This window comes from Micromonospora sp. NBC_01796 (assembly GCF_035917455.1).
In the GTDB taxonomy this organism is placed as follows: domain Bacteria; phylum Actinomycetota; class Actinomycetes; order Mycobacteriales; family Micromonosporaceae; genus Micromonospora_G.
The window spans coordinates 7,256,118-7,269,035 of the sequence record NZ_CP109078.1 but is presented as its reverse complement, the minus strand read 5'-3'; the positions used below and the strand labels follow the sequence as shown (position 1 = coordinate 7,269,035).

Here is a 12,918-nt window from a genome sequence, read left to right as displayed (position 1 = left end):
CGTCACTGGTCATGTGAACCATGACACAGCACCCCCACAGTCCGGAGAACCCGATGTGCCAGCACCAACCCACCTGTCCCTCCGCCGAGGCAACCGACCGGGATGCCGCCCGGGTCGTCGCCTGTTTCCGTGAGCAGGGCTGGAGCCTGCTCTGCAACGGTGTGATCGTCTTCGAGGACACCGGTGAACTGCTCCCCGACGGCAGCACGATCGCACCGCACCGCGGACCCGCCCGGCACGTACTGGTCGCCTGAGTCGACCCGCGCCTTGACCAACCCGGTGGGCGGTGCAGCCCGCCGATCAAGGCTATCCCCGCCGATCAACGACCACCCCGCCCCGGTCAGGTGACCGGGGCCCGGATGTTCCGTCCTTGATCGGCGCGGATTTCCTTGATCGACCCGGACGTGTTCAGTCCTCGAACGCGTCCGGCGGCGGGCAGGCGCAGACCAGGTTCCGGTCCCCGTACGCGCCGTCGATGCGACGCACCGGCGGCCAGTACTTCCCCGCCCGGTCCACCCCGGCCGGGTACGCCGCCACCGACCGCGGGTACGGGTGCGTCCACTCGTCCCCGGTGACCATCGCCGCCGTGTGCGGGGCGTTGGACAGCGGATTGTCGCCCGCCGGCCACTGCCCCGAACCGACCAGGTCGATCTCCTCCCGGATCGCGATCATCGCCGCGCAGAACCGGTCGAGTTCGGCCAGGTCCTCACTCTCGGTCGGCTCCACCATCAGCGTCCCGGCGACCGGGAACGACATCGTCGGCGCGTGGAACCCGTAGTCGATCAGCCGCTTCGCGACGTCGTCGACACTCACCCCGGTCGCCTTCGTCAGCGGCCGCAGGTCGAGGATGCACTCGTGCGCCACCAGGCCCTTGTTGCCGCTGTACAGCACCGGGTAGTGCGCACGGAGCCGGGCCGCGACGTAGTTCGCCGCGAGGACCGCCGTCCCGGTCGCCCGGGTCAGCCCCTCGGCACCCATCATCCGCAGGTACGCCCACGGAATCGGCAGGATCCCCGCCGACCCGTGCCGGGCCGCCGAGATCACCGGCGTACCGGTGACCGAAGCGTCGAGGGGGTCACCGGGCAGGAACGGGGACAGGTGCGCGCGGACCGCGACCGGGCCGACACCCGGGCCACCGCCGCCGTGCGGGATGCAGAACGTCTTGTGCAGGTTCAGGTGCGACACGTCGGCACCGAACTTGCCCGGGCGGGCGAACCCGACCAGGGCGTTGAGGTTCGCCCCGTCGACGTACACCTGGCCACCGGCGTCGTGGACCTTCGCGCACAGCGACGCGATCCCGGTCTCGTACACCCCGTGCGTCGACGGGTACGTCACCATGATCGCGGCGAGCGCGTCCCGGTGCGTGTCGATCTTCCGGTCGAGGTCGACCAGGTCCACGTCACCGTTGTCGTCGCAGGCCACCACGACGACCCGCATACCGGCCATCACCGCGCTGGCCGCGTTCGTCCCGTGCGCCGACGACGGGATCAGGCACACGTCCCGGTGCGCCTGCCCGCGTTCGCGGTGGTAACCCCGGATCGCCAGCAGCCCGGCCAGTTCCCCCTGGGACCCGGCGTTCGGCTGCACGCTGACCGCGTCGTACCCGGTCACCTCGGCCAGCCACCCCTCCAGGGAGGTGACCAGTTCCCGGTACCCGGCGGTCTGCTCCGCCGGCGCGAACGGGTGCATGTTCGCGAACTCCGGCCAGCTCACCGGCTCCATCTCGGTGGTCGCGTTCAGCTTCATCGTGCACGAACCGAGCGGGATCATGCCCCGGTCCAGGGCGTAGTCGGAGTCCGACAGCCGGCGCAGGTAACGCAGCATCGCGGTCTCGGAACGGTGCCGGTGGAACACCGGGTGGGTCAGGTAGTCGCTGGTCCGCAGCAACGCCGCCGGCAGGGCCTCGGTGACCTCACCGGTGAACTCCACCACCCCGAACGCCGCCCAGACCGCGCCCAGGTGCGCCGCCGTGGTCGTCTCGTCGCACGCCACCCCGACCCGGTCGGCGTCGACCAGCCGCAGGTTCACCCCACGCGCCGCGGCGTCGGCGACCACCTGCGCCGCCCGACCCGGGACCACCGCGGTGACGGTGTCGAAGAACGCCGGACCCTCGGTCGACACCCCGCCGGCCCGCAGCCCGGCCGCGAGCCGGGCCGCCGACCGGTGCGTACGCGACGCGATCTCCCGCAACCCGTCCGGACCGTGGTAGACGGCGTACATGCTGGCCATCACCGCGAGCAGGACCTGCGCGGTGCAGATGTTGCTGGTCGCCTTCTCCCGCCGGATGTGCTGCTCACGGGTCTGCAACGCCAACCGGTACGCCGGGTTGCCGTCGGTGTCGCGCGACACCCCGACCAACCGGCCGGGCAGCATCCGCTCCAGGCCGGTGCGGACCGCCAGGTAACCGGCGTGCGGCCCACCGAAGCCCATCGGTACGCCGAACCGCTGGGTCGTCCCGGCGGCGATGTCGGCGCCGATCTCCCCCGGCGGCCGCAGCAGCGTCAGGGCGAGCAGGTCCGCGGCGACCGCGACCAGCGCCCCGGCACCGTGCGCCGCCTCGACCAGCGCGGCATGGTCACGGACCAGACCGGACGCACCCGGGTACTGCAGGTGCAGACCGAAGAACTCCGCCGGCAACTCCTCGGCGTCCAGGTCGACGATGCGGACGTCGATGCCGAGCGGCTCCGCCCGGGTCACGATCACCGAGATCGTCTGCGGCAGGGTGTCGGCGTCGACGACGTACACCGGGCTCTTGCTCTTGGACGCGCGGCGGGCGAGCGTCATCGCCTCCGCCGCCGCGGTCCCCTCGTCGAGCATCGAGGCGTTCGCGGTCGCCAACCCGGTCAGATCGGTGACCATGGTCTGGAAGTTCAGCAGCGCCTCCAGCCGACCCTGGCTGATCTCCGGCTGGTACGGCGTGTACGCGGTGTACCAGGCCGGGCTCTCCAGGACATTGCGGCGGATCACCGCCGGGGTGTGGGTGCCGTGGTACCCGAGCCCGATCATCGACACCGCGACGGTGTTGCGGGACGCGATCTCCCGCAGCTCGGCGATCACCTCGGCCTCGGTCGCCGGGGCCGGCAGGTCGAGGGTGCCGTGCCAGCGGATCACCTCGGGAATCGCGGCGTCCATCAGCTCGTCGATCGAGCCGTAGCCGACGGTGTCCAACATCCGGCGCTCACCATCGGCGTCCGGGCCGATGTGGCGTACGGCGAACTGCTCTGCGGTCATGGCGGCTCCCGGGGCGAGGTCGACGATGCGGCCTCCCCCTCTGTCACACCCACGCGTGGCGGGCGCTCCACAGTCGCCTGCCCACGAGGTCCTTTTGCCTGAGAGGTTCCGGGGAGGATTTGCCCCTTCGGCGCCGCCCCGACAAGCCGGGCGGTCTCTCCCACGTGGGTGTTACCGGCATGGTCAACGCTACCAGCGGGTCTGTTTCAGGCGGGTATCGGGCAACATCCCGCGCACCACCGGCCCCATCCGCCAGTGACCCCGAAACATGGTCAAAACGCCCGTCCGGGTCGTGATCGGGCACCACCTCGACGGCCGGACCGGCCGTGCGGGTCGACGGCGATAGTGTTCGTCACAGCGGACAAGCCCTGTTACCGGCGCCCCACGTGACCATGATCACCGCAGACGGAGGACGTCGCATGTCACCCGGAACCCCCGACGGGTCGGCACCACCCACCCCCGGCGCTTCCGGACGGTCAGCTCCCGCTCGCGGCGAGGACTGCACCGTGCGTCACGTCCTGGACCGGGTCGGCGGCAAATGGAGCATCGCGATCATCGTCGCCGCCGCCCACGGCCCCGTCCGGTTCACCGAACTCGAACGCGGCATCGAAGGCATCAGCCGCCGCATGCTCACCCTCACCCTGCGCAACCTCGAACGCGACGGGCTGCTTGTCCGGACCGTCCACGCCACCGTGCCACCCAGGGTCGAATACACCGCCACCGAGATCGCCCACGAACTGCACGACACCCTGCTCACCCTCACCCGGTGGGCGGAACGCCACCGCGCCACCATCGCCGCCGCCCGGACCACCTACGACCGGACCCACCACCCTGCCGGCACCCTCGACGACCCCACCGGCTGCTGATCCGCGCCCCACCCCGCCCCCGGACGGCAGCCGATCAATAGGGTGGAGCCCGTGACCGTCACCTACACCGCAGCCCCCGGCCGCTACGACTCGATGACCTACAACCGCGCCGGCCGAAGCGGCCTGCGCCTACCCCCGATCTCCCTGGGCCTGTGGCACAACTTCGGCCACGAACGCCCCTGGCAGCGCCAACGCGACATCGTCCGGCGCGCCTTCGACCTCGGCGTCATCCACTTCGACCTGGCCAACAACTACGGCCCACCGCCCGGCTCCGCCGAGGAGAACTTCGGCCGGATCCTGGCCACCGACTTCGCGCCCTACCGCGACGAACTCGTCATCTCCACCAAGGCCGGCTACGACATGTGGCCCGGCCCGTACGGCGAATGGGGCTCCCGCAAGTACCTCGTCGCGTCCCTGGACCAGTCGCTGCGCCGGATGGGCCTGGACTACGTCGACATCTTCTACCACCACCGGCCCGACCCGGACACCCCGCTCGAGGAGACGATGGGCGCCCTCGACGCCGTCGTACGCGCCGGCAAGGCCCAGTACGTCGGCATCTCCAACTACAACTCCGAGCAGACCGCGAAAGCCGCCGCGATCCTGCGTGACCTCGGCACCCCACTGGTCCTGCACCAACCGTCGTACTCGATGGTGAACCGGTGGATCGAGCGGGACAACCTGCTCGACACCCTGGAGGAGGCCGGCGCCGGGTGCATCGCCTTCAGCCCCCTCGCCCAGGGCCTGCTCACCGACCGGTACCTGCACGGGGTCCCCGCCGACTCCCGCGTCGCGACCAGCGTCTTCCTCAACGAGAGCCACCTCAGCGACACCACCATGACCAAGGTCCGGGCCCTCAACGAGATCGCCGCCCGCCGCGGTCAGACCCTCGCCCAACTCGCCCTCGCCTGGGCGCTGCGGGACAAGCGGATGACCAGCCTGATCATCGGCGCCAGCAGCGTCACCCAACTCGAGGACAACATCGCCGCCCTCGACAACGTCGAACTCAGCGACGCCGAACTCGCCGAGATCGAACCGTACGCCACGGAGGAGTAGCCGGCCCGCTGGTGCTGCGTCCACTGCGGCGGACGCAGCACCAGCCCCGGCCCACTCACCCCGCCGGCCGACTCCGTGACTGCACCACCTGCGACTCCACCTGGGCCAACGTCTCCCGGATGTGGTCCACGACATCCGCCGGCACGTCCAACCACATCAACGTCGCCAGCAGGTGCGCACCAACCCGCGCATAGTGCGCCGACGGGATGCCGAGCCCCTGGTGCGCCTGCGCCAGACCACGACCGGCGTACGCGTCCGGCCCGCCGAGCAGCACGGTCAGCATCGCCCCCAGATGACGCCGCTGGGCAGCCATGTCCACCGTCTCGAAATAACCGGCGAGGTCCGGCTCGGCCAACACCCGCTCGTAGAAGATCCGTACCGCCGCCTGGACCGCGACCGCCCCACCGATCCGCTCGTACGCCGACCCGTCACCGTCACCGTCACCACCCGGTACGGCCTGCTCCGGCAGCTCGACCGTGTCCTCGATCGAGGCGTCCCTTGTCGACGACGCGTTGGCTTCCGTTTCCGTCACGGCATGTCCTTCCGGCGGCAGACTGAGCGGCCACTCCGACCCGGCAACCGGCACCGACGAACACACGCCGACACGGAACCGTCACATCAGGACAACCGCAGTCGGACGATAGCGCACAACACACACAGTGTCACGCACCCATCACCGAACGGTGAGCGAATCTGTCGCTGACCCACCGGTCAAGCACGCAACGCGTCGTCCACACCGGACTCACGCGGCCCCAGGAACACCGGATCCCGACGACTCACCACATCCACCACCGCCTTCACCGCCGCGAACCGTTCCCGGAAACTCCCCCACCGCCACGCCCGCCCGAACCGGCTCACCGAATCGTCCCCCACCCCCACCGCGTCCAACCCCACCTGCCGGCACACCGCCACCGCCCGCTCCACATGGAAACTCTGCGTCACCACGATCACCTGCCGCACCCCGAAAATCCGCGACGCCCGCAGACACGAGTCATAGGTGTCGAAACCCGCATGGTCCTGCACCACCCGCGACGCCGGCACACCCCGGTCAACCAGCCACCGACGCATCGCCCCCGGCTCGTCGTACTCCCACTCGCGGTGATCGCCCGACACCAACACCACCCGGGCCTTGCCCGCGTCGTACAACTCCTTCGCCAACCCCAGCCGGGCCGCCAGGAACGGCGACGGGGCCCCATCGGCGTCCACCTGCGCACCGAGCACCAACACCACCGGCGCAGCCGGCACCCCGGCCGCGTCGAACACGAACTCCCGCGCCGACCGGTCCACCCAGATCGCGCTGCCGACCACCGCCGACGCCCCCAGCAACACCAGCACCACGGCGGACACCAACAACGGGCGCCACCACCGGCGAAGCCGAGTGACCACCCAAACCAGAAGAAGAACAACCCGACGGGAGAAACCCGCGACAGCCGACATCACCACAGTGTGGCCGGCACCAACAACAAACCGTCAGCCGGCCCGCCGCCGCGCCCGCCGGGCAGCCAACTCGTCACCGGACACCTCCGGCTCCGTCGACACACCGATCGGCTGCACACCACCGGCCGGCTCCGCCGGCAGATGCGACAACGACCCCTGGATCTCCTTGAACGCACCACCGATCGCGATCCCGAAGACCCCCTGGCCACCCTGAAGCAGGTCGACGACCTCCTCCGGGGAACGGCACTCGTAGACCGTCGTGCCATCCGAGATCAACGTGATGCCGGCAAGATCCCCGACGCCACGCGAACGCAACGCCTCGATCGCCTTCCGGATGTTCTGCAACGACACCCCGGCATCAAGCAACCGCTTGACCACCTTGAGCACCACCAGATCCCGGAACGAGTAAAGCCGCTGCGTACCGGACCCGGACGCGTCCCGGATACTCGGCACCACCAACGTGGTACGCGCCCAATAGTCCAACTGCCGGTAACTGATACCCACCGCGGAACAAGCAGTCACCCCGCGGTACCCGACCGCACCGTCACCCTCCACGAAGGGATCGACAGGCACGCCGCCGTCGGTGTGGCGATGATCTGATGTCCCCGGATCAGGGTCCTGTGGCTCGTGCATCCGGACAACCTCCCCGCCAGTGCGGTGACACGTCGTTTCCGGGACGTGCACCCCTCGACAAGGCCAACCCTATAGCGACCACGAACCGAACAGCCGCAGGATTCAGCGCGACACGCCGCGCACAAGGCGACACACGCCGCACCCAGCACGTCACCGTACGACCGGACCCCAACAGGCCCGGCACGATCAACCCGCGAAATCCTCCGGCTGAACCTGCTCCAGGAACTCCCGGAACTTCTCGACCTCGTCCTCCTGCTCATCAGGAATAACGATCCCGGCCTCGGTCAGCACCTGCTCCGCGCACCTGATCGGCGCACCCACCCGCAACGCCAACGCGATCGAGTCACTCGGCCGGGCCGAAACCCGCAACCCGTCCCCGATCAGCAGGTCGGCGTAGAAGACGTTCTCCTTCAGCTCGGTGATCTCCACCGCACGCAACGGCGCCTCAAGCGCCGCCAGGATGTCCCGCAACAGATCATGGGTCAACGGCCGAGCCGGTTTGACCCCCTGCTGCTCGTACGCGATCGCGGTCGCCTCCACCGCACCGATCCAGATCGGCAGGTAACGGTCACCCTCGACCTCCCTGAGCAGGACGATCGGCTGGTTGCTGGGCAGCTCCACCCGAACCCCGACCACGCTCAGCTCGCGCACCGCCGCCTCCGTGTCGTTGTGTCTTCCCCAGCACCGTGACCCGGCGACCAAACCCTCAGCCACCGCAACCGGCCCCTTCACCTGCACGGTACACGGGCCGCGAGACGGTCGTCCCACGCGCGCCGCCGCACCGTTGCACGCCCCACAGGGTTACCCCGCGAAGCCTACGGCACGCCCGCGACCGCAGATCTTTCCCACCACACGAGCACGAATCAACGGCCCAGCATCGACCGCAACCCCACCCGCACCAGAGCCGCGTGCAACTGCTGCGACAACCCGACCAACTCCCGCGCCGCCTCCGCCGCCCGAGCCCGCGCCGCCGGATCGTTCTGCCGGGCCAACGGCGCAATCAACTGCTCGAACAAACCCACCTCGCGGTCCGCAGCCGTCCGAAACGCCCGCAGATGACGCGGCTCCAACCCGTACGCGGCCAACCCCGCCACCGCCTGCGCGATCGCCAACGCATCCGAGTCGTACCACCCCGGCGGCCGGGACACGATCAACCCCAGCCGCTCCAACTCGGTCAACGTCACATCATCGATCCCCGTACGCGCCACCAGATCCGACCGGGTCACCCGCGCATCCGCCGACTCCACCGGCCCCGAGGCAGCACCGTCCCGGCCCGGAACCTCACCAGCCGGACCAACCGCGACCAACGCCGGCCGCTGCCGCCCCGGAGTCTCCGGCTCCCGCCCCAGATCCTCCAACTGCTCCCGGATCACCCGCAACGGCAGATACTGATCCCGCTGCGCGGTCAGCACGAACCGCAGCCGGGCCACATCCTCCCAGCTGTACTTCCGGTAGCCGGCCGGCGTACGTTGCGGCTCAACCAGACCCTCCGCCTCCAAGAACCGCAACTTGGAAATCGTGGTGTCGGGAAACTCCACCCGCAGCTGAGCCAGCACCTCACCGATGCTCATCAGCGGCTGGGCCCGGCCGGCCGAAGCCGTGGGCGCAGCCGCTGCCGCACGCTCATTCACCCCCGGCCGGCCTCCTCCTCCGGGCGCGGACCGGCGATAAAGACCAACCGGAACTTGCCGATCTGCACCTCGTCGCCATTGCTCAGAGTGGCCGCCTCGACCCGCTCCCGATTGACGTAGGTGCCGTTCAAACTCCCCACATCGCGGACGGTGAACGTACCCCCGTCCCGGTGGAACTCGGCGTGCCGACGCGACACCGTCACGTCGTCGAGGAAGATGTCACTGTCAGGATGCCGACCACTGGTGGTCACGTCGTGGTCCAGGAGGAACCGGGCCCCGGCATTCGGACCACGCCGAACGACGAGCAACGCCATGCCCGGAGGCAACGAACCCGACATCCGGCTCGGCACAACATCGGCATCCGGTCCCTCCAGCACTTCGTCCAGTGCACCGAGGTTGAGCGTCGATGTGACGTCGAGTGGGGGGAACTCGTCGTCTGGGCGCGTCATGGGACCACCTCACGGATCTGTTCGGTCGGCGTCGGGGGTGGCGGGTCTGGCCGCCGGGCTGTAAAGCCCAGCGGCTGGCTCACCCGTGCCTGGGAAGGCAATTCCACAACGCGCAACTATTGGATTCTCGGTCGACTGAGCGAGCCTAGCCAGCGCCGAAATACAGGGCAACCAGACGCGCGGGCACAACCCGGCCCGAGCGCGCCCAACTCAGCTTTCGGTCAATTCCCGGTACGCCGCCGCGGTCAACAGACCCTCGACCGCCGCCGGCCCACCCGGAGCGATCTCCAGCAACCAACCCGCACCGTACGGATCACTGTTGATCAACTCCGGCGTATCGCCGAGATCGGCGTTACGCGCCACCACCGTGCCACTCACCGGGGCGTAGATCTCCGAAACACTCTTCGTCGACTCGATCTCACCCAGCGACTCACCCGCCTCGACCGTGGCGCCCTCGTCCGGAAGCTGAACATAGACGATGTCACCAAGAGCGTCCTGCGCGAAGTGGGTAATGCCCACCCGCACCGAGCCGCTACCGTCGCCCGCCACCCACTCGTGCTCGGCCGTGTAACGCAGGTCCTCAGGAATCACCAGCCGCGTCCTTCGTCGTCGCTCTGATCGGTACCGCACCACGGATGGTACGGCCGCGCCCGGTCAGGAGACCGGGCGCGCGTGCTTCAGGTCCAGCGGAGCGCTCAGGGTCGTCACGTCGACCACCTCCCGCTCTTGGACGGTCACGTTACCGCCGTCCCCACTCACCGACGCCACCACCCCGCCCGGAATGTTCAACGCGGTCCGCATCGTCGATGGATCACCGATCACCGTGATCGTGTACGGCCCCACCAACCTCCGCCCACTGACCGCGATACCGCCATCATCGTCCAGGAAGAAAGTGCTGGCCACGATCCGTACCGTCGCACCACCACCGGAGATCTGCATCGCCTCCGCGCCCGCACCCCGCAACTCCTGCACCGCGTCCAGCACCGTCGCCGCCTCGATCGACTCCGACCCCGCCGAGAACGTCACAGTCAACCCCGGCCCCCGCGCCGGCAACGTCCCCGCCAGGATGCCCAACTCGTCAGCCCGCCGCGTCGCCTCGTCCAACGCCGCCTGCCGCCCCTGCGCACCCGAGGCAAGCTGCCGCTGACTGTCCTCCAGACCAGCGATGTCCTGACGCAGTCGCTCCTCCTGGGACTCCAGATCCGACAGGATCCGCACCAGGTCCTCCTGCCGCGTCGCCGCCAGCTCCGGATCCGCCGAATTCGTCTTCAACTGCACCACCAGGGTGAACCCGAGCAGAGCCAACAACACCGCGATGATCACACTCGCACCGCTCCAGCGGGACCGCAACGACAGACCCCGCACCGGAGCACCCCCGGCGACCGGCTCCTGACGACCCTCCGGCGCCTCAGCCACGGCACCCGGCTCGTCGACCCCGGCCGAATCATCCCCGCCGACCACCGACCGGCGCGCCGCGCCCAGGTCCACCGTCGGCCCGTCACCGACCCCGTCGCCCACATCCGGCAACGACTCCGACCGGCCCACCGCATCGGACACCGCCGACGCTCCCGGATCCACGCCGCCCGTCGACGGCCTCTCCACCGGCCCCGACCCGCCCGGGGACGCGTCGGGCTCGGACCCGGACTGCCGCTGCTCGTCGCTCATCGCCGCAAACCTACGCCCGGAACAGGTGCCGACGAATCGCCGCCACATTGCCGAAGATCCGGACACCGAGCACCACCACGACACCCGTGGACAACTGACCACCCACACCGAGCTGGTCACCCAGGTAAACGATCACACCCGCGACCAGCACGTTCGAGATGAACGAGATCACGAACTGCTTGTCGTCGAAGATCCCGTCGAGCTTCGCCCGTACCCCACCGAACACCGCGTCCAGCGCCGCGACCACCGCGATCGGCAGATACGGCAGCAACGCCGCCGGCACCGTCGGGTCCAGCACCACGCCGAGCACCACGCCGGCGAGCAACGCGAGTACGGGGATCATCGGCCGCCTCCGGAGGGGCTGAGGGATGACCCGGCGCCAGGCGACGCCGGACTGGTGGAACGCGCCGCCCCGGAAGGCGACGGCGACGGCGACACGGAGGGAACCGCGTACCGCAGTTGGGGTTCACTGGCCGCCGGCAGGGTCAGATCATCGGCCCCACGCACACCGAACGACATGCCATGCTCCGCCGCGACCTGACGCAACAGGTTCGCCGCGTCGCTGTCCCGGAACCGGCGCTCCAACTGACCCGGGCCGATCGCCGACACCTCGTACGGCCCGGTCACCGGCCGGAAGTCGACCAGGATCGCACCACCGGCAGCCCGGATCGTCGACGTCGCGGTAAGCCGCTGACCATTGATCGAAACCGCTTCCGCGCCAGCGCTCCACAGGGCATTCGCGATGTCCTGAAGATCCCGGTCCAACACCTTGCCGAGGTTAGTACCGCCAGCCCCGGTCACCGCATCCGCCTCCGACGGCCCGTCGGCGACCCGAACCACGACACCATCACCCTTGACCCGACCCAGACCCGTCGCCGCCTCCAGATCACGCAACCGGGCCGCGTCACTCCCCGACAGCGCCGCGTCCCGCTGCCGGTTCACGTCCTCGCGCAACTCGTCCGCCCGACGGGTCAGCTGGTCAGCCTCGCTCTCCCGCTGCTTGATCTGCGCCACCAGCCCCGCCCGCGCCTGGGCCCGCCCCGGCTCCCCCTCGATCGTCTGCCGGTACGCGATCGCCAGCAGGAAGCCGAGCGCGGCCAGGGTGATCACCGTCACCACCCGGATCGTGGACCGCCGCCATCCGGTCGGCCCGCGACCCGCACGCCGACTCAACGCCGCATCCGAGTAACCGGGATCGAGCGGATTCTGGAACAGCTCGGTCAGGAAGTCGGGGGCGTAGGTGCGTTCCGGTCCGCGCCCGGCGCTCATCCGGCCTCCCGGCGAGCCGTACGGATCAGCCGGGCAGCCTGGATCAGGTAGAACACCCCGGCGGCCCAGTAGAGCACCAGACCCCACCAGGCCAGGCCCCACCCGATCGCGCCGGCCGCCGTCGCCGCGCCCGGCACCGCGTCGGCGAGCAGCAGCGTCGGGAACGCGGCCAGCAGGATGAACGTGGCGGTCTTGCCGAGGTAGTGCACCGGCGGTGGACCGTACCCGTACCGGCGCAGGACCAGCAGGGAACCGAAGAGCAGCAGCTCACGGGCGAGCAGCGCGGCGGTGAACTCCCACGGCACGATCTCGCGGGCGGTGAACCCGGCCAGGGTGGCCAGGATGTAGAGCCGGTCGGCGGTCGGGTCGAGCAACTCCCCCAGCCGGCTGACCTGGCGCAGCCGGCGGGCGACGTACCCGTCGACCCAGTCGGTGGTTCCACCGACGGCGAGGACCACCAGGGCGGCGACGTCCGCGTGCGGTCCCAGCAACAGATAGAGGAAGAGGGGTACGCCGAGCAGGCGGGCGAAGCTGATCAGGTTGGGAATGGTGAGCACCCGGGTCGCCGCGTCCTCGGACTGGGCGGCGGTGCCCCCGGTTGGCTGGGCGTCGTCTGCCCGCGCCGGCCGACGCGACACCGAACCTCCCTCTGCGGCTGGTCCGGCGCCCGCTGAGGCGGGTCGT

The 12,918-nt window shown here is 69.8% G+C and carries 15 protein-coding genes and 1 riboswitch; of the genes, 3 read left to right on the top strand and 12 right to left on the bottom strand.

The genetic code is table 11. The annotated features are described in order from the left end of the window. The first annotated feature begins 53 nt into the window (after positions 1–53). A complete protein-coding gene (locus tag OIE47_RS32380; protein WP_326563301.1) occupies positions 54–254 on the top strand; it encodes a DUF5999 family protein in 201 nt (66 codons plus the stop codon). Positions 255–408: 154 nt separating this feature from the next. Here OIE47_RS32380 and gcvP read toward each other — a convergent pair whose 3' ends face one another. Continuing rightward, on the bottom strand, positions 409–3,231 hold the full coding sequence (gene gcvP, locus OIE47_RS32375; protein ID WP_326558330.1) for an aminomethyl-transferring glycine dehydrogenase: 2,823 nt from the start codon (positions 3,229–3,231) through the stop codon (positions 409–411). A 76-nt stretch (positions 3,232–3,307) separates the two neighbouring features. Further along, positions 3,308–3,404: riboswitch (glycine riboswitch) on the bottom strand. 246 nt (positions 3,405–3,650) lie between these two features. On the opposite strand from gcvP, the gene OIE47_RS32370 reads away from it, so the two are divergent. Beyond that, entirely contained in the window at positions 3,651–4,097 is a 447-nt protein-coding gene (locus tag OIE47_RS32370; protein ID WP_442792012.1) for a winged helix-turn-helix transcriptional regulator, read from the top strand. 51 nt (positions 4,098–4,148) lie between these two features. Then, positions 4,149–5,150, top strand: a complete 1,002-nt coding sequence (gene mgrA / locus OIE47_RS32365; protein WP_326558328.1) for an L-glyceraldehyde 3-phosphate reductase — start codon at positions 4,149–4,151, stop codon at positions 5,148–5,150. A gap of 55 nt (positions 5,151–5,205) precedes the next feature. On the opposite strand, the gene OIE47_RS32360 is transcribed toward mgrA, so the two are convergent. The 11 genes from OIE47_RS32360 to OIE47_RS32310 all read right to left on the bottom strand — a co-directional run bounded on the left by OIE47_RS32360 (position 5,206) and on the right by OIE47_RS32310 (position 12,872). After that, complete coding sequence (locus OIE47_RS32360) at positions 5,206–5,682, bottom strand: group I truncated hemoglobin (RefSeq protein WP_326558327.1); 477 nt, start codon at positions 5,680–5,682, stop codon at positions 5,206–5,208. Positions 5,683–5,861: 179 nt separating this feature from the next. After that, positions 5,862–6,536 carry a SanA/YdcF family protein gene (locus OIE47_RS32355; protein WP_326558326.1) on the bottom strand — a complete coding sequence of 225 codons (675 nt, stop codon included), beginning with the start codon at positions 6,534–6,536 and terminating at the stop codon, positions 5,862–5,864. Positions 6,537–6,620: 84 nt separating this feature from the next. Next, the gene (locus tag OIE47_RS32350; protein ID WP_326558325.1) at positions 6,621–7,220 is read right to left on the bottom strand and encodes a MerR family transcriptional regulator; all 600 of its coding nucleotides are present in this window, start codon (positions 7,218–7,220) and stop codon (positions 6,621–6,623) included. A 186-nt stretch (positions 7,221–7,406) separates the two neighbouring features. Then, positions 7,407–7,871 (bottom strand): bifunctional nuclease family protein, encoded by a 465-nt coding sequence (locus tag OIE47_RS32345; protein WP_326558324.1) that lies wholly within the window; start codon positions 7,869–7,871, stop codon positions 7,407–7,409. Between the two features lie 212 nt (positions 7,872–8,083). Beyond that, positions 8,084–8,791, bottom strand: coding sequence for a transcriptional regulator FtsR (ftsR, locus tag OIE47_RS32340; protein ID WP_326563300.1), 708 nt, complete (start codon positions 8,789–8,791; stop codon positions 8,084–8,086). A 56-nt stretch (positions 8,792–8,847) separates the two neighbouring features. Further along, positions 8,848–9,300: an oxoglutarate dehydrogenase inhibitor Odhl gene (gene odhI, locus OIE47_RS32335; protein WP_121161321.1), complete on the bottom strand. Its 453-nt coding sequence runs from the start codon at positions 9,298–9,300 to the stop codon at positions 8,848–8,850. 210 nt (positions 9,301–9,510) lie between these two features. Then, on the bottom strand, positions 9,511–9,891 hold the full coding sequence (gcvH, locus tag OIE47_RS32330; RefSeq protein WP_326558323.1) for a glycine cleavage system protein GcvH: 381 nt from the start codon (positions 9,889–9,891) through the stop codon (positions 9,511–9,513). A gap of 63 nt (positions 9,892–9,954) precedes the next feature. After that, positions 9,955–10,965 (bottom strand): DUF881 domain-containing protein, encoded by a 1,011-nt coding sequence (locus OIE47_RS32325; protein ID WP_326558322.1) that lies wholly within the window; start codon positions 10,963–10,965, stop codon positions 9,955–9,957. A 10-nt stretch (positions 10,966–10,975) separates the two neighbouring features. Next, positions 10,976–11,308, bottom strand: a complete 333-nt coding sequence (locus OIE47_RS32320) for a small basic family protein (protein ID WP_121161327.1) — start codon at positions 11,306–11,308, stop codon at positions 10,976–10,978. Then, positions 11,305–12,234 carry a DUF881 domain-containing protein gene (locus OIE47_RS32315; RefSeq protein ID WP_326558321.1) on the bottom strand — a complete coding sequence of 310 codons (930 nt, stop codon included), beginning with the start codon at positions 12,232–12,234 and terminating at the stop codon, positions 11,305–11,307. The genes OIE47_RS32320 and OIE47_RS32315 overlap by 4 nt, the downstream gene beginning before the upstream one ends. Beyond that, positions 12,231–12,872 (bottom strand): CDP-alcohol phosphatidyltransferase family protein, encoded by a 642-nt coding sequence (locus tag OIE47_RS32310; protein WP_442792011.1) that lies wholly within the window; start codon positions 12,870–12,872, stop codon positions 12,231–12,233. Before OIE47_RS32310 ends, OIE47_RS32315 begins: the two co-directional genes overlap by 4 nt. Positions 12,873–12,918 lie beyond the last annotated feature (46 nt).